Annotated in this window: 18 protein-coding genes and 1 pseudogene; 5 read left to right on the forward strand and 14 right to left on the reverse strand. The window is 67.9% G+C overall.

What is annotated here, in order from left to right; all coding sequences use genetic code 11:
• Window positions 1-288: 288 nt before the first annotated feature.
• Window positions 289-1,050 (forward strand): polysaccharide deacetylase family protein, encoded by a 762-nt coding sequence (locus tag ACIRD8_RS22290; protein ID WP_403994106.1) that lies wholly within the window; start codon window positions 289-291, stop codon window positions 1,048-1,050.
• Window positions 1,051-1,197: 147 nt separating this feature from the next.
• Here the strand turns inward: ACIRD8_RS22290 and ACIRD8_RS22295 are convergent, their stop codons facing one another.
• Both ACIRD8_RS22295 and ACIRD8_RS22300 read right to left on the reverse strand, forming a co-directional pair.
• Window positions 1,198-2,448: a hypothetical protein gene (locus tag ACIRD8_RS22295; RefSeq protein WP_403994109.1), complete on the reverse strand. Its 1,251-nt coding sequence runs from the start codon at window positions 2,446-2,448 to the stop codon at window positions 1,198-1,200.
• 77 nt (window positions 2,449-2,525) lie between these two features.
• Window positions 2,526-3,036, reverse strand: a pseudogene (locus ACIRD8_RS22300) (SigE family RNA polymerase sigma factor).
• A gap of 49 nt (window positions 3,037-3,085) precedes the next feature.
• Between ACIRD8_RS22300 and ACIRD8_RS22305 the strand changes: the two are divergent.
• Window positions 3,086-3,343: a hypothetical protein gene (locus ACIRD8_RS22305; RefSeq protein ID WP_403994111.1), complete on the forward strand. Its 258-nt coding sequence runs from the start codon at window positions 3,086-3,088 to the stop codon at window positions 3,341-3,343.
• A gap of 104 nt (window positions 3,344-3,447) precedes the next feature.
• Here ACIRD8_RS22305 and ACIRD8_RS22310 read toward each other — a convergent pair whose 3' ends face one another.
• From ACIRD8_RS22310 to ACIRD8_RS22320, 3 genes are all read right to left on the reverse strand, one after another.
• Complete coding sequence (locus ACIRD8_RS22310; protein ID WP_403994114.1) at window positions 3,448-4,281, reverse strand: PIG-L family deacetylase; 834 nt, start codon at window positions 4,279-4,281, stop codon at window positions 3,448-3,450.
• A 366-nt stretch (window positions 4,282-4,647) separates the two neighbouring features.
• Window positions 4,648-6,075 (reverse strand): fibronectin type III domain-containing protein, encoded by a 1,428-nt coding sequence (locus tag ACIRD8_RS22315; RefSeq protein ID WP_403994117.1) that lies wholly within the window; start codon window positions 6,073-6,075, stop codon window positions 4,648-4,650.
• Between the two features lie 130 nt (window positions 6,076-6,205).
• Complete coding sequence (locus ACIRD8_RS22320; protein WP_403994119.1) at window positions 6,206-6,994, reverse strand: DUF5707 domain-containing protein; 789 nt, start codon at window positions 6,992-6,994, stop codon at window positions 6,206-6,208.
• Between the two features lie 213 nt (window positions 6,995-7,207).
• On the opposite strand from ACIRD8_RS22320, the gene ACIRD8_RS22325 reads away from it, so the two are divergent.
• A complete protein-coding gene (locus ACIRD8_RS22325) occupies window positions 7,208-7,996 on the forward strand; it encodes an alpha/beta fold hydrolase (protein ID WP_403994122.1) in 789 nt (262 codons plus the stop codon).
• Between the two features lie 100 nt (window positions 7,997-8,096).
• On the opposite strand, the gene ACIRD8_RS22330 is transcribed toward ACIRD8_RS22325, so the two are convergent.
• The 6 genes from ACIRD8_RS22330 to ACIRD8_RS22355 form a co-directional block, all read right to left on the reverse strand.
• Window positions 8,097-8,774, reverse strand: coding sequence for a hypothetical protein (locus tag ACIRD8_RS22330; RefSeq protein WP_403994125.1), 678 nt, complete (start codon window positions 8,772-8,774; stop codon window positions 8,097-8,099).
• 317 nt (window positions 8,775-9,091) lie between these two features.
• Window positions 9,092-9,403 (reverse strand): NIPSNAP family protein, encoded by a 312-nt coding sequence (locus ACIRD8_RS22335; protein ID WP_403994128.1) that lies wholly within the window; start codon window positions 9,401-9,403, stop codon window positions 9,092-9,094.
• A gap of 987 nt (window positions 9,404-10,390) precedes the next feature.
• Window positions 10,391-10,762, reverse strand: a complete 372-nt coding sequence (locus tag ACIRD8_RS22340) for a DUF6193 family natural product biosynthesis protein (protein WP_403994131.1) — start codon at window positions 10,760-10,762, stop codon at window positions 10,391-10,393.
• 7 nt (window positions 10,763-10,769) lie between these two features.
• Window positions 10,770-15,641 (reverse strand): DUF6531 domain-containing protein, encoded by a 4,872-nt coding sequence (locus ACIRD8_RS22345; protein ID WP_403994134.1) that lies wholly within the window; start codon window positions 15,639-15,641, stop codon window positions 10,770-10,772.
• Window positions 15,642-15,918: 277 nt separating this feature from the next.
• Entirely contained in the window at window positions 15,919-16,257 is a 339-nt protein-coding gene (locus tag ACIRD8_RS22350) for a thioredoxin family protein (protein WP_403994137.1), read from the reverse strand.
• Between the two features lie 175 nt (window positions 16,258-16,432).
• Window positions 16,433-17,572 (reverse strand): PucR family transcriptional regulator, encoded by a 1,140-nt coding sequence (locus ACIRD8_RS22355; protein WP_403994140.1) that lies wholly within the window; start codon window positions 17,570-17,572, stop codon window positions 16,433-16,435.
• Window positions 17,573-17,703: 131 nt separating this feature from the next.
• On the opposite strand from ACIRD8_RS22355, the gene ACIRD8_RS22360 reads away from it, so the two are divergent.
• Together ACIRD8_RS22360 and ACIRD8_RS22365 are read left to right on the forward strand one after the other, a co-directional pair.
• Window positions 17,704-18,714 (forward strand): ferredoxin reductase, encoded by a 1,011-nt coding sequence (locus ACIRD8_RS22360; protein WP_403994177.1) that lies wholly within the window; start codon window positions 17,704-17,706, stop codon window positions 18,712-18,714.
• A 7-nt stretch (window positions 18,715-18,721) separates the two neighbouring features.
• Window positions 18,722-19,840 carry a fatty acid desaturase family protein gene (locus tag ACIRD8_RS22365; RefSeq protein ID WP_403994143.1) on the forward strand — a complete coding sequence of 373 codons (1,119 nt, stop codon included), beginning with the start codon at window positions 18,722-18,724 and terminating at the stop codon, window positions 19,838-19,840.
• A 305-nt stretch (window positions 19,841-20,145) separates the two neighbouring features.
• Here ACIRD8_RS22365 and ACIRD8_RS22370 read toward each other — a convergent pair whose 3' ends face one another.
• The 3 genes from ACIRD8_RS22370 to ACIRD8_RS22380 form a co-directional block, all read right to left on the reverse strand.
• Window positions 20,146-21,567: an ATP-binding protein gene (locus ACIRD8_RS22370; protein ID WP_403994146.1), complete on the reverse strand. Its 1,422-nt coding sequence runs from the start codon at window positions 21,565-21,567 to the stop codon at window positions 20,146-20,148.
• A 677-nt stretch (window positions 21,568-22,244) separates the two neighbouring features.
• Window positions 22,245-22,646: a DNA-binding protein gene (locus tag ACIRD8_RS22375; protein WP_403994149.1), complete on the reverse strand. Its 402-nt coding sequence runs from the start codon at window positions 22,644-22,646 to the stop codon at window positions 22,245-22,247.
• Complete coding sequence (locus tag ACIRD8_RS22380) at window positions 22,643-22,891, reverse strand: hypothetical protein (RefSeq protein WP_403994152.1); 249 nt, start codon at window positions 22,889-22,891, stop codon at window positions 22,643-22,645. Before ACIRD8_RS22380 ends, ACIRD8_RS22375 begins: the two co-directional genes overlap by 4 nt.
• Between the last annotated feature and the right edge of the window lie 434 nt (window positions 22,892-23,325).

Below are 23,325 nucleotides of genomic sequence, written 5' to 3' on the forward strand. Positions count from 1 at the left end.
CTGATGGCAGGTTGATCCTCTACCTTTCGCGGGAGCCCGTCAGCTTGCTGACGGGCTCTTCTCCGTGCTGTCGGCGCCGACGGGGCGCAACGGGGCTCCAGGGGAGCGTCGTTCGGCGTGGACGATCAGCCGCATGCCCTCCGGCCTGCAAATGTGGCGGAACCCCTGCGTATGTCGTCGGCCTCCTGCGGGTTCGTCCGCGGTCGGTAACAGGGGGTCCTCGTACGGGCATTCCTATGGCTTGATGAGGGCACGGCATCGGCGGAGGCAGCAAAGGGGCGGGCGGACATGGCGAAGCACAAGGGAAGAGGATGGCACAGCCGTCTTCTCGCGGCGGGACTCGGCGTGACGGCGGTGGCCGCCGCCACCTCGGTGTGGACCGCGCAGGCCGACCCCGCCGGAGCGCAGCAGCCGCAGGCGCGTGTCTCGGCGCCGAGCGTGACGAAGGTGGCGGCGGACATCGCGCACGCCTCGGACCGCGGCGCCCGGGGTGTCAACATCACCATCGACGACGGACCGGACCCGATCTGGACACCGCAGGTGCTGCAACTGCTCAAGGACAACGGTGTGAAGGCCACGTTCTGCATGGTGGGCACGCAGGCCAAGGCGTACCCGGACCTGGTCAAGAAGGTCGTGGCGGACGGGCACCGGCTGTGTGACCACACGATCTCGCACGACACCGCCATGGATTCCAAGTCCGAGGAATACCAGTCCCAGCAGATCCTGGATGCCGAACGCATGATCACCGAGGCGTCCGGAGGGGTCCGGCCGCAGTACTACCGGGCGCCGGGCGGTGCCTTCACCCCGTACAGCCGAAAGCTCGCCGCGTCCCGGGGCATGCGGCCGCTGGGCTGGAACGTCGATTCCAAGGACTTCGAGCGTCCCGGCGTGGACACCATGGTCGCCACCGTCAAGAGCGAGATCTCCAACGGGCCGACCGTGCTCTTCCACGATGCGGGAGGGGAACGCTCCCAGACCGTGGCCGCTCTGCGCGAGGTGCTGCCCTGGCTGAAGGAGCAGGGATACTCCTTCGGCTTCCCCGTGCGGTGAGCGGGAGCCGCCCGCACCGGCGCGGCGTCGCGGTGGGCGTGCTGCCGCGTCCGTACCGGCGCGGTGTCGCGGTGGGTGTCCTGCCGCGTCCGTAGCGAACCGGTGCGGGTGCCGCAGGGGCTTCTGCGGCACCCATCCGTCCCACTCTCAGCTCTGCCACACCGTGCTCGTGGCGATCTTCTCCAGCTCGGCGAGGGTGAGGGCGGGCTCCTCGCGGGTGGCGGCCTCGTTCTGGTTCGCCGCGTTGAAGGCGGAGATGGCCACCCGGAGGCCGTCCGGGCGGATCGTGTCGACCTGCCTCATCTTCACGCCGGCACCGCCCTTCTCGCCCGGCCCCTGCTCCGTGGCGACCTTCGTACCGTCCGCCAGGACCTTCGCGTCGGAGCCGAAGAGATCAGCCGCGACGTCGGACATGCCCGGCTGGACGTTGATCTGCACGAAGCTCTTGCCCTGGCCGTCGTCGACCACGACGTAGGCGTACTCCGTCTCCTGTTTCCCGGACGCCTTCACCGTCAGGCCGTCGGGGAGGAGCCCGGTCAGCTCGTCCAGGATCGCGTCACCGCTCCGACCCTGTGGAACCGGCGCTTCGCGGACCGGCTCCGCGGGTTCGGGGAGGGCCTCGACGATCGGACGCCACTCCTCGGCCTGGGCCAGTGCCTTCATCCGGGCCGTCGACAGTGGCGGGGCGGGACGGCTGACCGGAGTGCCCTTCTCGGTGGGCGCGTTCCATTCGGACAGCGAGACCCGGTAGCCCTCGGGCGTCAGCAGGTCTGCGGACCACAGCCGCGTCTCCTCGCGCCGGTCCGGGTACTCCCAGCCCTTGAAGAGCACGAGGCGCGAGCCGTCCTTCAGCGTCGTGGCGGAGCAGTGCTCGAACGCGCTCAGGTTCTTGTCCGGGCAGGAGAGCTCGCCCTCGCCCAGCTTCTGGTCGGGGTTCTGCCGGCTCAGGCTCACCGACAGCGCGGCCTTCCCGTGGCCGTCGTCGTACACCACGGAGGCGGACGACGCGTGTGCGGACTTCCGGGCGGCCTTCGACCCGGTGCCGGGGCTCGGCTGCTCGCTGAGCTTCGCTTCCGGCAGCAGAGCCGTCAGCGTCCTGATCACCTGCTGCTCGGGGGACACGGGCCCCGTCGCTTCCTGTGCACTGCCGACGTCCTCCTTGGACTGCGCTCCTACCCCCGTGACGTACGACCCGCCCAACCCGATCACCGCCAGCGCAGCCACGCTTCCGGTCACCGCGGCGCTGCGACGCAGCACCGTCCGGCGACGGCCGCGCACGACCCCGCCGTCCACCAGCGGCCGTCCTGTGACGGAGAACCCTTCTCCTGCCTGTTTGATCGCCGCGCCGAGCTCGCCCTCGAAGGCGTCCTGGTCCCGCTGAGCACTGTTTCCGTGCATGCCGTCCACCACCGTCCCCACATCTGTGGAAAGGAGAAAAGGGAAGAAGAACGAAGAGATTGAGGTATGCGGCCGGCTCAGTGCGCGGCCAGCTCGCCGATGGAGCCCTGGAGTTGCTCACGCAGCCGGGCGAGCGCACGGGTACTGCGGGTGCGTACCGCAGCCGAACTGACGTGCAGCGCGGCTGCCGTCTCCGTGACCGACCGGTCCTCCCAGTAACGCAGCACGATCACCGCCCGGTCCTTGGGCGGCAGACCGCGCAACGCGTCGAGGAGCGTCATCCTCAAGGACGCGTCCCCCGCCGACTCCCCTGCGCGGTCCGGCAGTTCGCCGCTCGGTCTTTCCCCGGACGATCTGCGCCGCCGGTGCCCGAGGTAGCACCGCACCAGCACGGTCTGCGCGTACGCCGCCGGGTTCCCGACGCGTGATGTGCGCCCCCATACCGCGTACATCCGGCCGAGCGTCTCCCTGCACGAGATCCTCTGCAAGATGTGTGTCCCCGCCGGTCAGCAGGCATGCCGAACGGAACAGATGACCCATGCGGGCTTCCGCGAACTCACGGAAGGCGCCCTCCTTGGACTGCCTCATCCGCCACCCCCTCTCACCTACACCCTCTAGATGCACCGACCGCCGGGAAATGTTTCACCGCGCGCGTGCGACGGTCGCCGCCGTCGGTGTCGGGGCGCCTCAGGCTCCCGCATGGCTCAGGGCGCGCACGAACTGCTCCGCGAGCTGTCCGGTGTCGATGTCGTCCGCGCTGCGTCCGGACAGGATGTGGAAGAAGGCCCTCCCGGACCTGGCCCCCTACCTCGACCACGTCCGCGACACCGCCAACGGCTACCAGAGCGTCACGTTCCCCGTCGAGGACGGCCTCGAGATCAGCTGCCGGCTCTGATCAGGTCCCCTCCGGACAGCTTCGGCTGCCGGAGGGGCCTCGGCTCGTGAGGCCAGGACGTGAGGCCCGGGCCGGTGCCGGACACCGGCATGGGACCTGGGGGATCAGCGCAGTCCGGCGAAGAGGTCGGTCTCGGGTACGGCCGCGCCGGTGGCGTCCTTGACGCGTACGAACGTCTCCGTGCCCATCAACTCACCGAACCTCTCCTTGCCCATCTTGAGGAAGAAGATGTTCTCGCCCTGACTGGCGTGCGCGGCCAGCGCATCGAACTTCTGGCCGCTGAACGCGGTGGTGTCCACCCAGGTGGTGATCTCCTCGTCCGGGAGGCCGATCTCGGCCATCGCGGCGGCCTCGGCGGGATCCGGCTCCGGCATGTCCTCGCCGAACTCGCGCATGGTCTCCCCGAACCGCTGCATCGCCGAGCGGGGCATCGTCGTCCAGTACACCTTCGGTGTCAGCTCGGTCATCTCCAGCGCCGCCATCGTGATGCGGTGGGCCTGGATGTGGTCGGGGTGGCCGTAGAAGCCGTTCTCGTCGTAGGTGACGACCACATCGGGCCGGTAGTGCCGCATGAGTTCCGCGAGTCGGGCGGCGCCCTCCTCCACGGGGGTCCGCCAGAAGGATCCGGGGGCGTCGTTGCTCGGCCAGCCGATCATCCCGGAGTCGGCGTAGTCCAGCATCTCCAGGTCGCTGACCTTCAGGACGTCGCAGCTCGCCTCGAGCTCACGGCGGCGCATCGAGGCGACGGCCGCCGGATCGTGCCCGGGGTCGCCCGGCTTGGCACCCCCCGTTCCGTCACCGCAACCGCCGTCGGTACAGGTCACGAGAACCGTGCGGATGCCTTCCGCCGCGTACCGCGCGAGGACCCCTCCGGTTCCGGTGGCCTCGTCGTCGGGGTGGGCGTGTACCGCCATGAGCGTCAAGGGCCGGTCAGTCATGAAAACAGTCCTCCTGCAGAACTACGTCGTGATCCGAGTGTGCGGCGCGCGTACCGCGATCCTGGGCCCGGGTCCTGGTGGGGCGGACGACCCTGTGGTCTCCGAGTTCCCCGCCCGTGCGGCGCCGGTCCCTCGATTGCAACCGCGCCGGCCGGACCAGCTGTTCCCGGCGCGGCCGATCGGCCGTCGTTCCCCAGTGGTGCGGCTTCTCGTGCTGCCGGCCACCCTCGATCCCGATGTCGCCCGGGATCCCGTCGCCCGGTCATCCCGGGGTCCGGACGACGGAGAAGCCCCAGGCCGCCGGCCTGGGGCTTCTCCGTGGAGCGGGCGAGCCCTGGGGCCTCAGCCGCGTGCTCCCCGTGGCCGTCAGCCGACCGGCACGGTCAGGGCACGGATCTCGCTGTACGGCGAGTAGTTCCCGGCCGCGTCATAGGTACGCGCCCGGTACTCGTAGGTGGTCCCGTCGGCGGGCAGCGGGTCGCACACGCCGGCCGTGGCGCCCAGGCGCGGATCGTAGGCCTTGTGCAGGACGACCGACCAGGTGTCCGTGCCCGCCGCGCGGCGCTCGATCGAGAAGCCGGTGAAGTCGCGGATCGGGGCCGGCGTGTAGTCGGTGGCCGTCGCCTGTATGCCGCTCGCGCAGGAGCCCAGGGTCAGCTCGGGGGCGTAGGCGGGTGCGATGCCGTCGGGGATGTCGAGCCAGAGCTCGTTGGTGGCGGTGGCGTCGAGCCAGCCCGGGTTGTAGGTGGTGGTGCCGCCGTCGTTGGTCACGAGGACGCGGTAGTGGCGGGTCTCGCCGTCGGCGGTGACCGGGGCGGTGGTCCAGGTGCTGCCCTTGGTGGTGCCCAGCGGGACCCAGACGTAGGACCCTTCCACCTTGTCGTTGCTCAGGACCGTGTAGCGGTCGAAGTGCGGCTCGGTGTTGAGGGGCCACTTCAGGGTGACCTTGCCGGTCGCCTTGTCGTAGGTGCCGGTCAGCGAGGGAACGACGGGAAGCGGACGGACGATGGTGTCCGTGCTGCCCGACGAGGTGTTGCCCGCCTTGTCCTTGGCGCGGACCTCGTAGTAGTACGGCGTACGGTCGTCGGGATTGACGAAGGGGTCGGTGTGGCTGCGGCCGGTGCCCGTGGTGACCTTCGTCCAGGTGCTGGAGCCGACGGGCCGCCGGTAGAGGGAGTAACTCGCCAGGTCCATCTCCTTGTTGGCCGACCAGGAGACGGTCGTCCTGTGGGTCGTCGTGTTGTAAGCGGTCTTCACGCCGGTGGGTGCGAGCGGCTTCTTCTTGTCGTACGTGGCCGAGGTCCGGGGGGCGTACATGTACTTGACCTTGGCGGCGCCGGTCCAGTTCACGTAGTCGATGCGGAGGGTGTGCTTGCCGGAGGGGACGGTGAGGTTGACGCTCTTGGAGCGGGCGGTGTCACCGGTGCCCTTCCACAGGTCGATCTTGCGCACGCCGTCCAGGTGGACGCGGACGCCGTCGGTGGCGGAGGCGGTGAAGGTGAAGGGGCCGCCGGAGCCGAAGTCGCGGGTCACCGACCAGCGGACGCCGAAGTTGTTCGACGGCACGCCGGAGACCGGGGCGCCGGACCAGCTCTGGTTGATGGCGCTGTCGCAGTCGGTCCTCACCGGGGTTCCGGAGAACGACGTGTTCTTGTAGAACGTCCGCTTGAACACGTTGGTCGAGCAGGTGACGTCGGCGGCTGCCGCCTGCGGGGCGGAGACCAGCAGGCTGCCGAGGACGACGGCGGACATGGCACCACCGGTCCGGGCGGCGATGAGACTCTTCGGGTGCACGGGGACCTTTCGCACTGTGCGGGCATGACGTACAGCGTGGAGACCCGTGAGCTGGGAGGAAGGTTGCACGGCGTGCCTGATGACGTGGAGCGCCCGGACCGGTGCTGGGGGACGGAGGCCGTCCCGAGAGTCACTTCACATCGACGTGGTCCGCCGCGGAGGCGACCGCCGGGGTGGTGGACGTGCCTGCGAAGAAGTAGCGGAAGTGGCCGTCCGACGTGGCTTTCGTCGTCGTCCTCAGGTTGCCCTTGCTGTCCGTCGTGGCGGTCTTCAGGGTCTTGTAGGTGCTGGTGCCCTGCTTCTTGAACTGGAGCTTCACCGGCTGCGTGGCGTAGCCCCCGTACTTGTAGGTCTTCCAGTTGGCGCGGGTCAGGGCGCCCGTGACGGTGATCGTCCTGTTCTTCTTCACCGGTTCCGGCGAGGCGTTGACCGTCAGCACGGAGTTGCGCAGGACCTTCGCCCTGGCAGCGGCCTCCTTGGTGATGTAGTCACCGTCGTTCGCCAGGGCGTGGGCCGCCACGGTCCAGGTGCCGGCCGTGGTGTTGTCCTGGGGGTGGATGCGCGGGTTGATCTTCAGCGTGTAGGTGCAGGTGGTCGTGGTGAAGCCCTGGCGCACGCACGTGCCCGCGATGTTGTCGGGGATCACGAGACCGTAACGGTCGCCGTCCGGGAGGCGGGTGTGCCACATGACGGGGAAGGTGTTTCCGGTCTCGATGCCCGAGTCGTCCATGGCGGTCACCGCGATCGTGAACGTCTTCACGGCCGTGGTCCCCAGGACGATGTCCTTCCCCCCGTTGACGACCACCTTCGTGATCCTGATGTCGCCCGAGAAGGCATCCGCCTGGGCGGTCCCGGGAATCGTGAGCGCGGACAGGGCGAGGGCCCCGACGAAGCCTGCCACGGTGGTGCGGTGCTGCATGAAGGTGTTTCCCCGTGTTCCAGCGCCTGCGGAACGTCCCGAGGCGGAGCCGGCCATGCCCACCCGGACGCGGGTGGCACGGACATGACCATCATGGGGCGGGAATGGTTGCCCACCGATCACACGGCTGCCAGGACGAGTTGCCTGGTGCGCCGACCGTTCTCAGCGCCATGACGCGCGCTGGATCCTGCTTCCAGGAGAGGGAAGAGCCGCATGCCGCACACGACGACGCCTGACGGGGTCCGAATCGCCTATCAGGTCCGGGGCGAGGGTCCCCCGCTGGTCCTGCTGGCAGGCCAGGCGAACAGCCACCACTGGTGGGACGGGGTACGCGACGACTTCCACGCGGCCCGCAGCACGCTCACCCTCGACTACCGAGGCACGGGGGAGAGCGACAAACCCGACAAGCCCTACAGCACTGAGCTCTTCGCTCAGGACGTGATCGCGGTGCTCGACGACATCGGCGCCGACCGGGCCGACGTCTACGGCACCTCCATGGGCGGGCGCGTGGCCCAGCAGCTCGCGGCGCGCCATCCGCACCGGGTGCGCGCCCTGGTGCTCGGCTGCACGTCACCCGGTGGACCGCACGGTGTCGAACGCGACAACGCCGTACGCAGGTCGCTGGTACAGCCGCAACCGGGCGCGGCGCGGCAGGCCCTTCTTGAGCTGATGTACACCCCGGCCTGGCTGGCGACCCACACGGGCCCCTACTGGACACTCGGCGACCCGGGCATGCCCGCCCACGCCCAGCGCCGCCACCTGGTGGCCAGCACCCAGCACGACGCCTGGGCGCTCCTGCCCGGTGTCGGGGCGCCCACTCTGGTCGTGCACGGCAGCGACGACCTGCTCAACCCCGCCGCCAACGCTCCACTGCTCGCGAACCGTATCCCGGGGGCCAGGCTGCACATGATCCCTGGAGCGCGCCACGCCTACTTCGAGGAGTTCCGCACCGCCGCGAGCCCGCTCGTCCTGGACTTCCTCACCGCGGTGCCGCAGCGGTGAGGAGGGGCCGGGCGGTATGCGCGGGGCCCGCGTACGCCGTGCGGAGCGCGATGCCGACGATGCCGGCCCGTTCCGTTCCGTTCCGTTCCGTTCCGTTCCGTCAGACGATGACGGGGACGGCCTCGGCGCGGTCGGTGGCCCAGTTGGTGACGATGGGCTTGTCGACGGTGGCGGTGTCGGGGAGCTTCAGTTCGGCAGGGTCGGGGTCGTCGTTGGTGATGGCGATGATGACGTTCTCGAATTCCACGCCGCCATCGGTGTTGGTGCTCTTGGGGCTGATACCGGTGTAGGCGACGGCGGAGCCGGTGAGCTTGATGGGGTCTTCGCCACCCTGCCCGACGGGGGACGCGACGCCGTCGGCGCCGGAGCCGAAGGACACGCTGGGGGTGTTGACGTCCAGGTAGCAGGTGATACCGGACTTGGCCTTGGCGGTGACCAGGTAGTAGCCGCCGGCCTGGGTCTCCGAGGTGACCGTGAAGTCCAGGTCGTTGGTGCCGCAGGACTGCCCGTAGCCGCTCTTGTCGCCGTCGCCGGAGGCGTCGGTCTTGGCATCGGAGCCGCCGGAGTCGGAGGAGCCGCCGGAACCGGACGCGCTGGTGGAAAGGCTCTCGCCGGAGGAAGGGCTGTCGGTCTTGCCGCTGCCGGCGGAGGGAACCGAGGAACTGCTGGTGTCCTCGACATCGTCCGGGCTGCAGGCGGTGGAGGTGGCGGCGAGGGCCGTCACGACCGCGGCGGCGAGGACGAGACGGGCGGAACGGGCGGCGAGGCGCGAACGCATCATTATCTCCAGCGGCTTTCGGTTCGGTGCTTCCTGCTTGCACCGATGACACTAGGGCCGGGTCGATCCCGAAATGATCCTGCGCATGTCCGGGTTCCGTCTCAGCAAGATCGGTTCCAGGAAGCGGGGTTGGGTTTCACCTCCCCCGCTCTCTCTGGGCAGCGTGACGGTGATACGAGTCGCTGAGGACAGAGGCAAGCATGCTGGAGTACGCGTCAAGAGGCTCAGGTCATGGCCTGTGAACCCACGAAAGCAGCCGTCATCACAGCGCTGGGCCCAGTTGCTCGGCGGGATCGCACCGCATGCCTCCCGCCGGCCTAGGACAGACCGTCGAGCGGCCTGAGGAACCGGCGCTCGTAGCGCTTGATGCAGCGGGTCTCACGCGCGAGTTCGATCGCTTGCCGGCACTCCGAGTCGGACATGCTGTCCGAGCGGTACTGCTCGTACGCGGCCAGACTGGGGAAGGAGAACAAGGCGTAGGCAATGTCGCTGTCGCCCTCACTCGGCAGGAAGTAGCCGTGGTGCGTCCCGCCGAACCGGTTGACGAGCCGGACCCAGCGGCGACCGTACTCCTCGAAATCCTCAATCTTGTCAGCGTCGATCTCGTACTTCAGGTGAATGGTGATCATGCTTGCATGATGCCGTATCACGGCCGCTGGCCTGGGGTTTTCTCATGGCGCGGGTGACGAGAACCGAACTCGCGCTCCGAGCTTGGGAATCAACGGTTCTTGAACGGCCACAGTGACCCTGGCCTGCATGGCGGCCCGGACCGGGTGAGGTCGGCGAGGTTTCTGAAAGCCGTACACGACCGCTGTTGTCCGCGCCGCTGGGCACTGATGGGCCGAGAGTGGAGGCAGCGCAACAGAACCTGCCGAGGTGCATGCTCCGGGTGGGCGGTCAGAGAGGGATGGTGCGGGACTGGTTGCCGCAGAGTGTGGCCATGTCGTCGTTGTCGGACGTCAGGACGAGTCACCAGCTGCTGGCCGATCACTCAGTACGCCTGGGACTTCGGCCCTGTGGCGGTGTCCTCCGAGGAAGTCGGCCTCATCTGGTCGTTCGACGCAAGCTGAAGTGGACAATATGACCGTACGGACCAGCTCGGCCATCTATCCCGACCGGAGGACCGTCCAATGAGCCACCCAGCAGGTAGTGACCGGGCATGAGCAGAAAATCCACCGCTGGCTTGCCCAGGGCATGTCGGCCGACGACGAGGCCGATCAGCCGAGCGAGACCCATCAGGCGTACCTCCGCCATACCTGGGGTACCCGCCCTGGGCCCGTGCCACCGCTGAACAGCAGATTTGCGCGTACGCCCACAACCCAGCGGGCCGACGGCCCCTGAGCCTCGGTGAGTTCTACCCGGTTCCGGACGTCGGTCTGCCCGAATCGGCGATCAAGAAATGGCTGTTCGTGATCGCGGACCACCTGACAGCAGGTGGAGGTCGGCCACTGGCCCGTCCTCCGCGTCCGCGCCGTTGGCCGTCCCCACGGTGATCCGACTCCCGTCCGCACAGAGCAGGTCCGCGTGCGCCTCAGCAGCACCCCCGGCGGGTCTTCGTACACCATCCGCCCCGTGAGCCGCTGCGCCGGCGCGACCCTGTGGGAAGGGCGCCGCGATCACAGGTCGTCCGCAGTACCGACTACAGCGGGTCCGCAGTTGTCAGGGAGATTGGCCGCGATCAACTCGTAGGCCTCTTCGATAGTGGCGGTCACCCCGATGAGGGACCTGTCGGACTCGCGGCGAACTCGGTAGCCGCCCGCGCTTTGAGGGAAAGCCGTTCCCACATCACGTGACCACGGGTACTGGGTACACCGGCTCAGGTACAGGACGCCGTGGCTGACCATAGGCCAGAGCACTCGCAGAGACGGGTGGCTGTAAGCAGTTTGGGGAACGACCGGATCGATACGATCAGATCCGTAGGACAGAACAACAGACCAAGCTGCAGCAACGACTTCAGCATCGCTCCGGGAGGTTTCACTATTCGTCATGGGTTACCTACCTCAAGTGTTCTGGAAGACTTGCCAGGTTTGGCTTGATCTCAGGAATGTCCGGCTTGGGCACGCTGACCTCCTTGTAAGCTCCGTCGTCTCCGTCGCGGGTGTACCAGTGGATCTCTTCCCATGGCCGGCCTGGGCGTTCGTCATCAGGATCGCCCCACGCAGCGGCTCCATCGTAGTTGCGTACGGCGTAAGCTACTTCGCTCATCTCCCAGGCAGTTCCATCACCTTGGCCCGGATAGTTATCCTCATGCGAGGTATTGAACTGTGCCCCGTGCTGCGCTGCCTTTTGGAAGGCGTCCACGATGTCCGCCGGCTCGCTCCAGTTTCCCTTCTCGCCCCTACTGTTGGGCATTCCGTCCAGGGTGATTGACAGGGTGGTGGCGCGGTCTCCTACGGCGCCCATGACATTCGTCATCCATACCGGGCCTCCCGCCTCGTCGTCGGAGTAGGCCGGGCCGTTGTAGGTGTGTGCTCCCGGATCGCGGCCACGGGTCGGATCATGGGCGGGGTCCGAGAGGTCGTTGCGAAGGTATTTGGCCAGCGAATCCGACGCCACGTCCGGCTCTATGGCTACCCCCAGCACCACGCTGTGCCGGTGCTCTCCGCTCCGGTGGGGGCACCCTGATAGCCCCAGCGGGTCTATCCACCGTGTGGGGTTGTCGACGTAGGTGACGGCGTTCGGGGCCGGGATCAGGCCGAGTGGGTCCGGGGAGAGGTAGCGGCCCGACTCGGGATCGTAGTGGCGGTGGCGGTTGTAGTGGAGGCCGGATTCCGGGTCGAAGTACTGGCCCGGAAAACGCAGCGGGGTGTACGCGCCGGCGCCGCGGTTCCATGAGGTTGACCCCCACAAGCTGGCACGAGTGTGCCACGCCAACTCGCCTTGCTCGTCGATGAGTTCGCGTGGTGTGCCGATGAGGTCGGTGACGATCGCGAAGAAGCGGCGGTCCACCTCCGCCCGGTCCAGGAGGCGGCGCTCCACCTGGGTGACCGGCTTGACTCCGTCGTGGTCCCAGGTGAGGGCGACGGTGTGCTGGGAGCCCGTTGTGGAGGTGGTCTGTTCGCAGAGGGTGTCGCCGTCCCAGGTGAAGGTCACCTCCTCGGTGATCGTCGTCCCGTCCCCCGACAGGCGCTGTTTCGCGGTGCGGCGTCCCAGGGCGTCGTAGCGGTAGCGCCAGCGTGTGCCGTCCGGTGTGGTGACGGAGACGAGGCGGTCCTCGGCGTCCCAGCCGTAGTGCCAGGTCTCGGGCTTGCGGGAGAGGCGGGCCTTTTGGCGCAGGGTCACGCGACCTTGGGCGTCGTGTTCGTAGCGGACGCGGCCCGCGCGGGTGATGCGGGTGCCGGCGTACTCGCGCGGGCCGGTGGCGTGGTCCTCACCGGGCCAGGTCGCGGTGGTCTGGTTTCCGGCCTCGTCGTAGGCGTATCGCTCCGACCAGTTCTCGGCGGTGACGCCCGTGACCCGGCCGGCAGGGGTCACCTCCAGCCGCTTGTGTCCGCCGGTCAGTTCGTTGACCGAGGTGAGGTGGCCGTCGGCGCGGTAGGTGTACGAGCGGCTCTGGAGGGTCCGGTCGCCCGGTGCGCGGACGTGCTGGTCGGTCAGGCGGCCCGCCGGGTCATAGGCGTGCTCGACGGTCAGGGCGTCGCCGATCCGGCGGGTTGTCTCGCGGCCCGTCTCGTCGAAGGCGAAGACGATCTGATGGCCCGAGGCGTTCAGTTCGGCCTGCAGACCGGCTGGGAAGGACCAGGTGCTGACTGCCCCGGACGGGGTGACCCGGCGGGTACGGCGTCCGGTTTCGTCGTAGGTGTTGGTCAGTGTGCGGCCGTCGCAGGTCTCGCTCAGGACTCTGCCCGAGCTGTCGCGTACGTACGTCAGCTCGGTGTCCGGGCCTGTCGCCGAGGCGAGACGGCCGCGGATGTCGTAGGTGAATCGCGTGACCGCGCCGTCGGCGTCTTTGGTGGCAACGCGGCCCGCCGTGTCGCGCTCGTATCGGACTGTCTGGCCCGCGGCGTTCGTGCGGGAGGTGAGCTGTCCGCAGGCGTCGTGCGTGTAGCGGAGTGAGCGGCCGTCGAAGTCGGTTTCGGTGCTGAGGCGGCCTGCCGAATCGTAGGCGTAGTCCCATGTCAGCCCCTGTGGATTGGTGACACGGGAGATGCGTAGCTCGGTGTCGTGCGTGAACTCCTGGCGCGCTCCGCCAGGCGTGGTGCGGGCGGAGATCAGATCGAAGTGGGTGTACTCGAAGCGGCTCTCGTCCCCCGCCGCGTCGGTGTGGACGAGACAGTTGCCCTCACCGTCGTAGGTCCAAGTCTGCTGCGCGCCGTCCGGGTCCGTACGCCGGGCGAGCTTGCCTTCGACAGTCCACTCCAGCTCGGTGGTGCGGCCCTGGGGATCGGTGATCGTTGTTGCGCGTCCGAAGGCGTCGCGGGTGTAGCGGGTGACCGTGCCGAGCGGGCCGCGGATGGCCAGGGGGAGGCCGGCCGCGTCGCAGCGCAGCCGGTCCAGCGCGCCCAAGGAGTCGTCGACGCCGGTGAGGTGGCCGTTCGGGCCATGGGTGAGGCGAGTGGTGGACCCGTCCGGCCGGGTGAAAACCGTCGGGTTGCCCCGATCGTCGTACTCCTGGCGTGAGGTGGCGTCGGCCGGGCCGGTGACGGCGGCGAGCTGGTTCAGCTCGTTGTACTCGACCGTGGCCGAGCTGCCGTCGGGGTGCTCGATGCGGGTGGGGTTTCCGTGGTCGTCGTAGGTGTAAGTGGTGGTCCGGCCGAGCGGATCCGTCCAGGAGAGGATCCGGTCGTAGCGGTCGAAGGTGCGGTGGGTGACACCGCCCAGCGGATCAGCCTCCGAGACGGCCTGCAGCCGGTCGTTGAAGTGGTGGACCTTGGTCGCCCCGAGGGAGTCCGTGTACCGGGTGACACGGTCGCCCGTCTCCGGGTGTGCTTCGTACGCGAACGTGGACGAGAGGTAGCCGTCCGGACCGACCGTGCGGACGACGCGGCCGGCGTCGTCGTACACGTAGCGGAACGTGGAGTCGTTGCGGTCGGTCCAGGAAGTGATCCGGGCGTCCGGGTCGTACGTGAAGCGAAGCGGTAGCCCGGAGGAGTTGACCACGCCGACAAGGTTGCCCAGAGCGTCGTAGTCGTAGCGCATGACTGTGACCGGGCCGTTCGGGGTGCGCAGCGCCAGTTCGCGCACCCGGGCGTCCTCCATGACCACGGCGACCCGGTAGCCCCCGGAGTGGACGACTGCTGTGGGACTGCCGTCGCCGAGGCGCGCGAAGCTGATGCGGTTGTGGTTGCGGTCCTCGATCTCCCTCAGCCAGTAGGCAGGGGACGCGTTGTACGGGCCGCCCTGGAAGGAGCGGGTCAGGCCCGAGTGCGGGTCGGTGACGTAGTAGCTGGTCTGCCCGTTGCGCTGGTCCCCGTGCAGCAGCGGCAGCCGAGCGCCCTCCACGGGCAGTACGCCTTCGGTGTCATCGGGCAGCGGCAGCCGCGGATAGATGAGGACCGAGCCGTCCTCGCGCGCCCAGACCGCACCGGCGCCGAGCGCGTCGAGCTCGATCCGTTCGTCCAGTGTGGACGCCCAGCTCCGGCCGAACCACTGGCCGTACCGGTACGCGGAAAGGTGAGTGCGACGGAGGATGAGAGGAAGGACTCCTGGCAGTGAGAGGTCGGTCTGCGGCAGGGTCATCTCACCGGTGGCGACGTCCACCGGGTCGTTCTCGCAGGTTTTCTTCTCCAGCGAGATGGCATTGCGCCGGGGCTCGTCCTTGGCGTTGTTCAGAGCGTCCGGCTTGGTGCGGATGGAGTCGCGGCGTTTTTCGGGACGGGGGACGGTGTCGCCACCCTCCTGGCGAACCTTGTCCTTGGGCCCGATCCCGTCCTTGATGTCGAGGTCGATCTTTTTCTGGATGGTGGATATCTCTTTGACCGCCTTCGGCAGCGACTTGCCGAGGTGGTCCCCCATCGCCTTGTTCGCCTTGCCGAGGGCGGACATCGCTTTGTCGATCACCGGGTCGAGGGCGCCTGCGATGTCGTCCTTGCCCCGGGTGCGGCTGTGGTGGGACTTGGCACTGGCCAATTTGCCTGCGGTCTTGCCGTGGATGTCGATGCTGACCAGGTTCAGCTTCGTGCCGGCGCGGTCGTGCTCCGAGTGCTCGATGTGCACGCCCTTGCCAGAAGCAGGCCCGGGGCCCGTGCCGGCGGAAGCGAGGTGGAGGGAGTCCTTGGCGCCCTCCACGCCCTCCTTGAACCCCTCCTTGCCCGACTGGCCGACCTGGTTCATGTCGACGCCGTTCTGGAGCCCCATCGCGTTGGCGCCGATCTGCACCACCAGGTCAGCGGCCATGTTCTCCAGCGCGGCGACGGCCGGCTCGGTCATCGCGGAGACGATGTAGCCGACGACCTCCTCCAGGCACTCCTTGATGACGCGGCGGATGGCCTGCTGGGCCACTGCGATCGCCGCTCCGCCGACGAGCATGGACAGCCCACCGGTCACCGGTATCAGTGCCATGGAGATGCCGGCCTTGCCGGCCAGGACGCCCAGGTGGACGATCGCCGCGTACTTCATGGCCTCGATCGCCATTGCCGCGTTGTCGAGAGCGCCCGCGATCGTCCGGGCGGCGCCGGCGATGTCCTTGATGTGCTTGTCCTTGACTTTGCCCCAGTGGCCGTTGAGCGCATCAAGGGCCTCGCCGTGCCCGGACGAGAGCAGACGCTGCACATGCTGGTTGGCATTGAAGCCGTCGTCCTCCACGTCACCTGCGAACGCACGCAGCGAGTCGGCCATGTCGCGATAGGCGTCCTCGTCGACGTTCGGCCAGTTGATGCCGATGACATCGAGCATGGTGTCGGCCCAGTCGGGCACCGTTACGGCCACAGTGCGAAATCCCCCCGTACGAAACTGCGTTCGCAGAATGCGTAAGCGAACAGGATGTCATTCTGACGCTGTGGGGCCAAGGTCGTTCTTGGCCTACCGGCACCATCAGGTGGTGCCACGGAGTCGACGTCTCGGCGAAGCGGATCTGCCTTCAACGGAGGCGGAGCAACGAGGCTCGAACCGCCCTGCGGTGGTGAGGCGGGAGATGGGCTGCCAACCGCCCGCGCCCGCTTTCGAACGCGACGAGAAGCGGCGGTCCGGGTGCCGCAGCGGCCGCTCAGAGGTGATCGTCCAGGAACGCCCGTACCTCGTCGGTGGTCATAGGCCCCGTGCCGTGCGCCACCACCGCTCCCTCCTTCAGCAGGAGGCAGGACGGGGCTCCGGTGATCCCGTATCGCTCGGTTGCCGCCGGGCAACGCGTGATGTCGGTGCGGACGACCGTCAGGCGGCCTGTGTAGGCGGCGGCGATGTCGCCCGCGACGAAATCCATCGCCCGACAGGGCTCGATTGCCTTGGGCCAGGCCCCGGTGAAGTAGGCGAGAACCGGAACCTTGCTTCTCCCGAGGATGAAATTGAACTCCGCGTCCTCACGAGGTCGGTGAACCAGCTTTGTCATGGGAGCTCCTGACCTCACGTTCCGTACTCCATCCCATCATCCCTCGCGCGGTGACGAGCGGCCCGGCCCCTTGTCATGACGACCGGAAAGTCATTTCCAGGGTCATAGCGGTTTGGCACCGGGAACCAGCACGATTTCCGGACGCCCGCGGACGCGGCGGTGGACGGGTGACGCGTCAGCGGGCCCGGAGACCGACCGCCAGCGTCAGTTCAAGGACCCGGTGTGGTGATGCGAGATCGGGAAACAGCTCCCGCAGCTGCGACATCCGGTATCGAACCGTCTGTGGATGGACGAACAACGCCGCCGCGACCTCGTCCCGCCTGCCCTGGTGCAGCAGCCACGCCCGCAACGTCTCCTCCAGCCGTCGTGCGGTTGCGGCAGGCTGGGTCTGCAACGGTGCGAGGGCTCGGGCGCGCAGGTCCGCGAACGCGTCCACGTCGGCGCTGAGCACCAGGTCGGGCAGGTGGTCCTCGGTGTCGCGAATGTCGGAGGAAAGGGAGCGCGCGCGTAGGGCTCGTGCGTACGAGGCGGACGCGCGGGTCCATGGCCGGGCCGGGCCGACCACGGCGGCGCGGTCGGTCAGCTGCCGTAGGAGACGTGATCGGTCGGCATCGGGGACGAGGAGCACACCGGTGGCATCCGGCAGATCGTCGAGGACGAGGGTGCTCGGGTCGAGTGTCCGGTAGGCAGGCCGGGCCAGGGCGGCGGGCAGCAGGACGGCGGTCAGCGAAACCGGAGGCTGCCACCTGGCCCGTTGGCCGGAGGCCAGCAGCACGTCCGGGCTCGCGCCGGCGAGGAGGTCGCGGGCCAGGTGTTCCAGGTGGCGCTCGTGGGCTCTGCCCCGGGCGGCGAGTTCGTCGGCGTGGCCCGCGGCGCTCGCGGCGGAGAGCTCGTCGATGTAGGCGAAGGTCAGCTCGGCGAACTTTGCGACCTCGGCGGCGGGCAGACCCGCGGGTACGGCACCCGCTGCCAGACATCGCCAGGCGACCCGGGCGCCGACGCGGTAGGCGCTGAGCAGGGCGTCCATGGAACGGCCGTCACGCACCTCGCCGCGGCCCAGCTCGTAGGCGGCGTCCCCGGCGTCGCCGCCCGTGGCATTCCCGCTCGCAAGGTCCAGGTAGTGCCCCAGGGCGGTGCGGACGGCTCTGCGGATGGTGGCGCCCATGCGGCCCGACAAGGCATGGGCGTAGGGAGGAACCTCGTCGATGATCGCCTGGACGACTTCGTCGGCGGTGGTCCTGAGCGCGGCCCGAAGGGCGGTGACCGTCGTCTCATCCAGGCTCAGTTCGCTGGCTCTCCGGATTGCATAGCTCATTTTTTGTTCCCTGCGAACAATTCAGTCGACCAGATTTACGTCCTGTGGTTAGGACTTTACGCCTGGAGGCGCAGCAAGCTGGAGTCATGACGAGTACAGCCCTTCGCGGCAGGGCGTGGAAACTGCTGGAGATGGTCACGACGCCGCTGCTGCCGTCGGACTACCTCGACCTGGTCAGCCCGCTCCGTACGGGCGCTGACCTCCGGGGGCGCATCGAGGCCGTGCGCCCCGAGACGAGTGACGCCGCGACTGTCGTGATCAAGCCGGGGCGGGGCTGGCGCGGCCACACAGCCGGCCAGTACGTGCGGATCGGGGTCGACGTCGATGGGGTGCGCCTGTGGCGTGCCTACTCCATCACCTCGCCGACGAGCCGCCAGGACGGCCGCATCACGATCACCGTGAAGGCGATCCCGGACGGCAAGGTCAGCAATCATCTGGTCCGCAGGGCGAAACCGGGCACGCTGATCCAGCTCGACCAGGCGACCGGTGGCTTCGTCCTGCCGAGGGCCAAGCCCGCCAAGGTGCTCTACCTGACGGCCGGCAGCGGCATCACACCCGTGATGGGCATGCTGCGCGACACCGGACTCGACGACGTCGTCATGGTCCACTGCGCGCCACAGCCTCAGGACGTGATCTTCCGCAAGGAACTGCACAGCCTGGTCGCGGACAAGAAGCTTCGGCTCACCGAGGTGCACACCGACACGGACGGCAAGCTCGACATCGCCCGTCTCCAAGAGCTCGTGCCCGACTGGGCCGAGCGCGAGACCTGGGCGTGCGGGCCCGCAGGTCTGCTCGACGCCGCCGAGGAGCACTGGAGAGAACACGGCGTCCATGAGCGCCTGCACACCGAACGCTTCCGCCCCGGCATCGTCGTCGCCGGCGACGGCGGCGAGGTCACGTTCAGCGTCACCGGCAAGACCATCGGCGCGGACGGCGCCACGCCGTTGCTCGACATCGGCGAGGAGGGCGGCGTGCTCATGCCCTCCGGGTGCCGTATGGGCATCTGCTTCGGGTGCGTCACGCCGCTCAAGGCCGGCGCTGTCCGCGACCTGCGTACCGGCGAGATCATCGAGGCCGAGCCGGGCGTCCTCATCCAGACCTGTGTGTCCGCCGCGGCGGGCCCCTGCGACATCGAACGGTAGGAGCACCTTGACCGCCATCGACCCCACCGCCCACCTGACCTCGGAGCAGATCGAGGAACTGGGCCGCGAGCTGGACGCCATCCGCGACGAGGTGATCGCCGACCGCGGCGAGAAGGACGCCGCCTACATCCGGCGGGTCATCTCGGCGCAGCGCAAGCTGGAGCTTGTCAGCAGGGGCGTGCTGCTGTTCTCGATCTTCCCGCCCGCGTGGCTGATCGGCACCGCCGGACTGTCCGTGGCGAAGATCATGGACAACATGGAGATCGGCCACAACGTCCTGCACGGCCAGTGGGACTGGATGCGCGACCCGAAGATCCACTCCACCACCTGGGAGTGGGATCACGTCTCGCCGTCCGATCAGTGGAAGCACTCGCACAACGAGCTGCACCACACGTACACCAACGTGATCGGCAAGGACAACGACCTCGGCTACGGCATCATGCGCGTCGACGAGGACCAGAAGTGGCACCCCTTCCACCTCGGCCAGCCGCTGTGGAACTTCCTCAACGCCTGCTTCTTCGAGTACGGCATCGCCGCGTACGACCTGGAGCTCGGCAAGAACCTCCACAAGCGCCGCCGCAAGAACCCGGAGTTCCGCGCGCGGGCCAAGGCCGTGGGCCGCAAGATCCGCAAGCAGGTGCTCAAGGACTACGTGATCCACCCGCTGCTCTCGGGCCCCTCATTCCTCACCACACTCGCCGCCACGTTCACCGCGAACCTGGTCCGCAACATCTGGACCCACTCAGTGATCATGTGCGGGCACTTCCCCGAGGGCGTACAGGTCTTCGAACGCCGGTCGATCACGGGCGAGACACGCGGCCAGTGGTACCTGCGCCAGATGATGGGCTCGGCGAACATCAGCGGCAGCAAGGCCATGCACTTCATGACGGGCAACCTGTCGCACCAGATCGAGCACCACCTGTTCCCGGACCTGCCGAGCAACCGGTACGCCGAGGTCGCGGTGAAGGTGCGCGCGCTGTTCGAGAAGTACGAGCTTGAGTACGTCACCGGCCCGCTGCCCAAGCAGGTGTTCTCCGCGTGGCACAAGGTCTTCCGGCTCGCACTGCCGAACAAGCAGCCCAAGGTCGGAACGCCGGACCGTGAGCAGGACCTCATCGCCGCCTGACTCCCCGGCCGCACCTCAAGCCCTCGGTGACGTCACTGCTGCGACACGACGGCCTGCTCGGCCGGTGGAGTTCCCTGCTGCCCGGGTCCTACAGCTTGGTGAGCGGGTGACGAGAATCGAACTCGCGCTCTGAGCTTGGGAATCAACGGTTCTTGAACGGCTGTAGTGACTCTGACCTGCATGTTTGACCGGGCCGGGCAAGGTCGGTGTGGTCTCTGGGCACCGGGCTTGACCGCTGTTGTCCGCTCCGAAGGGCACGGATGAGGCACGAACGCGGTCACTGCGGGGAAACGGCCCTTGGCGTGTCACGCCCAAGCGGTGATGAGGTCGTCGGGGGTGAGGCTGAGGATGCCGTTGGCGCTGCTCCCGCTGCGGGCGACGGCGAGCAGGGGGGTGGAGTCGTCGGTGCCGGGCAGTTGTGAGCGGTGGGTGACGAGTCGGGCGAGGTCGCGGTTGTCGAAGGGTTTGTTCTCCAACCACTTGATGGATCCGACGAAGGTGATCTTCTTGGCGATAGGAGACCGGTCGGCGCCGACAAGGTCGATTTCAGGGTCGTTGGTGCGGGTCCAGTAGCCGCCGATCACGTTGGTGGCCTCGGGCAGCCGGTCGTCGGTCAGGCGCCACAGAGCCTCGCGGATCACAGGTTCGACGGCGCGGCCCCGCCAGGACATCCAACTGGTGCGGATCGATTCGAGTACACGGTCTCCACGCCCGCGCTCGATCATGGGGATGCCGGGCCCGAGGAAAGAGAGCCAGAAGCGCAGGTATGGATCGGCGACGTGGTAGCGACTCTCGCGGCTCGGCCTGGTGGACAGCGGAAGGTCGGCCGCCACCATGCGTCGGCTGGTGAGGACCTCCAGGGAACGTTTCAGAGAGCCTGGATTGAGGTCGCCGGCTGCCCGGCCGATCAGGGTGAAGGTGCGTTCCCCGTGTCCGATGGCACTCAGCACGGTGCGGGCCTGTGCCTCTGTGGGGAACTCGGCGGCCAGAGTGCGCTCGCCGCTGACGAGGAGGGCGGACGTCGGACGGGCCAGCGCCTGCTCCAGGTAGTCCCAGAGGGTGGCACCCGGAGGCCATTCCTCAAGGACGAGCGGGAGGCCGCCAGAGACCAGGAAGGCGTCGAACGCCTCAGCCGGCGGGAGGTCGAGCATGGCGGCGACCTCGGCCGGATTGAGCGGAGGTACGACCATCTCGGTGCCGCGCTGGTAGAAGGGGCGACCGTAGGTGTTCAGCTGCTCCATCATCGCGATGTCCGAGCCGATGAGGACGAGCAGTACGGGGAGCTTGGACAACGTCCGGTCGAATGCCTTCTGCAGCGCGCCCTCGAAAGTGGGGTCCTCGCGTACGAGGTAGGGCATCTCGTCGAGCACGACCACGCTGGGCGTGTCCTGAGGCAGGACACTGGCGAGCAGGCTCAAAGCCGCGTCCCAGGTCTGCGGGGTGGCGAAGTCCGCGACGCGGCCGGCGTAGGGGAGTGGAGAGACGGCGAGCTCGGCGGCGAAGCCCGCCAGGTCCTCGGCCTTCGAGCCGCCTACTGCGGTGAAGAAGACATGAGGAAGTCCGGAGCGTTCCAGGAACTCCTCCATGAGCCGGGACTTGCCGACGCGTCGGCGCCCTCGGATCAGTACGGCGCGCCCGGGCCGCCCGCTGCGTCCGCCGGTCCGTACAGGGGCCAGTAGGTCATCAAGAAGGCCGAGCTCCGTACGACGCCCAACGAATCCGTTCACAGGTTCCACCTCACCGAGCGTTCATCCTCTGCAGGGGCAGGTTACTTTCCTAAATGAAAGTTGCGCAAATGCAATGCTTCCTGCGCAGTTGTTGCCGACATCCCGTGATGCTGGGAGGAGATCAAGGTCGGCTTGTATGCGGTGGGCCCGTGTTACCGCACGCCGGCTCGCCGGCACCCGGGGTAGATCGACGTCAGTGGCGGGCACCGGGTGCCGGGAGGTGTGCGTAACAGGGCTGCGTCCGCGTGCCTCCGGCAGTCGACGCATGCCGACGTGCCGGACCGGACTCGCCTCGCAGATGCTGTGGGAAGCCAGGCTCGGGGCGTGATGGCCGGGTGGAAGGGTGCTGAACAGTGCGAAGAGGGTCAAGGTGCAGAGGTGGTACGGGATGGTCAGGCCGGTCTGAACAACAGAAAAGCCCTGGCCGCGGGCCAGGGCTTTGGTTCGAGCTGTGGAGCGGGTGACGAGAATCGAACTAGCGCTCTGAGCTTGGGAATCAGCGGTGCTTGGGCCGCTGGAATGGTCCTGACCTGTGCTTTCTCGTGAGGAAGCTTGGATTGCCATGGTCTCTGGAGGCTGCACCTGACCGCTGGTGTCCGCTCTGCTGGGCACGGATGGGGCACGAGGGTAGCGGTGCAGCGAACGCTGCCAGGGGAGTGCTCGGGGTGGGCCGACCGTCAGAGAGAGATGATGCGGACCTGGTTGCCGCAGAGCTGGGTCATGTCGTCGCTGTCGGAGGTCAGGAGGGCGACGGGTTTCGGCTGGCGCAGGGCGACCTCGGCGACTGTGGCGTCGATGGCGTACTTGTGCCCGTGCAGTCCGGCACCTTTGAGGAGTTCCGCTGCTGCTTTCGCCGCCTGCTCGGTGACGGGCTCCACCTTGACGCGGGACAGGGCCCAGTTCAGGCGAGGCATGTTGGTGCGGGAGTGGCTGACTTCCACGATGGTGTTGGCCCCGATGACCAGGTCGGCTCCCATGTCATGGAAGACCTGAAGCATCGCGAGCAGCTTGCGATCCTGCGCGATCCAGGCGGAGAGCCCTTCCGAGTCCAGGACGACGGTTTCGATGCGTTCGCTCACGCGGCATCCGCGCCCGTGGAGGTGCCGGCGGAGCCGAAGATCTTCGCGCGGGCCCCGGCGAGCTCCTCGTCGCTGAAGGGTCCGTGCTCCTCCTCGTGACGGCGGAGGTCGTCGCCCAGGAGCTGGTGCCGGATCTGGCGGGCTACGGCTTCCGCCACGTACCCGGAGACGTTGTCCGTGAGCTTGCGGAGTTCCGCCACCTGGTCGCTAGGCAGCGTGACGGTGATGCGAGTCATTGAGGACATGAGTCCCATCATACTGGAGTATGCAAGGCTCGGCTTGAGTCACAGGCCCCTGCCTTGATGGTTGCGACCGCATGCGTCGGGTGATGACAGAGCGGCCGCTCTCCGGCCGTCCACTGCGGGGCAAGGATTTGGACCGACGCCGTTGGAGGGCAAGCGAAAGGCCCCGGTCATCGACCAGGGCCTTCATCAAAGAGCGGGTGACGAGAATCGAACTCGCGCTCTGAGCTTGGGAATCAATGGCGCGTGCGCTGCCATGGTTGCTCTGACCTGCATTCTTGGCTGGATTGGGTGAGGTCGGCGAGATCTCTGGGTGCTGTACCTGACCGCTGCTGTCCGCTCAGAGGACGTTAAGTCCCGTTCCTGATGATGTGGTGTCACCCGTTCGTGGGTGACGGGACGGTTCCTCCGTCATGTCATGTCGTGTGCATGATGGG

Source organism: Streptomyces sp. NPDC102451 (genome assembly GCF_044765485.1).
GTDB lineage: Bacteria > Actinomycetota > Actinomycetes > Streptomycetales > Streptomycetaceae > Streptomyces.

Excerpts from the sequence above, each read along its gene's own strand:
- ACIRD8_RS22350 (WP_403994137.1), bottom strand. The coding sequence starts at position 16,257 with ATGACAAAGCTGGTTCACCGACCTCGTGAGGACGCGGAGTTCAATTTC.
- ACIRD8_RS22380 (WP_403994152.1), bottom strand. The coding sequence starts at position 22,891 with ATGTCCTCAATGACTCGCATCACCGTCACGCTGCCTAGCGACCAGGTG.
- ACIRD8_RS22340 (WP_403994131.1), bottom strand. The coding sequence starts at position 10,762 with ATGACGAATAGTGAAACCTCCCGGAGCGATGCTGAAGTCGTTGCTGCA.
- ACIRD8_RS22335 (WP_403994128.1), bottom strand. The coding sequence starts at position 9,403 with ATGATCACCATTCACCTGAAGTACGAGATCGACGCTGACAAGATTGAG.
- ACIRD8_RS22355 (WP_403994140.1), bottom strand. The coding sequence starts at position 17,572 with ATGAGCTATGCAATCCGGAGAGCCAGCGAACTGAGCCTGGATGAGACG.
- ACIRD8_RS22330 (WP_403994125.1), bottom strand. The coding sequence starts at position 8,774 with ATGCGTTCGCGCCTCGCCGCCCGTTCCGCCCGTCTCGTCCTCGCCGCC.
- ACIRD8_RS22310 (WP_403994114.1), bottom strand. The coding sequence starts at position 4,281 with ATGACTGACCGGCCCTTGACGCTCATGGCGGTACACGCCCACCCCGAC.
- ACIRD8_RS22320 (WP_403994119.1), bottom strand. The coding sequence starts at position 6,994 with ATGCAGCACCGCACCACCGTGGCAGGCTTCGTCGGGGCCCTCGCCCTG.
- ACIRD8_RS22295 (WP_403994109.1), bottom strand. The coding sequence starts at position 2,448 with ATGCACGGAAACAGTGCTCAGCGGGACCAGGACGCCTTCGAGGGCGAG.
- ACIRD8_RS22305 (WP_403994111.1), top strand. The coding sequence starts at position 3,086 with ATGTTTCACCGCGCGCGTGCGACGGTCGCCGCCGTCGGTGTCGGGGCG.
- ACIRD8_RS22290 (WP_403994106.1), top strand. The coding sequence starts at position 289 with ATGGCGAAGCACAAGGGAAGAGGATGGCACAGCCGTCTTCTCGCGGCG.
- ACIRD8_RS22325 (WP_403994122.1), top strand. The coding sequence starts at position 7,208 with ATGCCGCACACGACGACGCCTGACGGGGTCCGAATCGCCTATCAGGTC.
- ACIRD8_RS22360 (WP_403994177.1), top strand. The coding sequence starts at position 17,704 with ATGGTCACGACGCCGCTGCTGCCGTCGGACTACCTCGACCTGGTCAGC.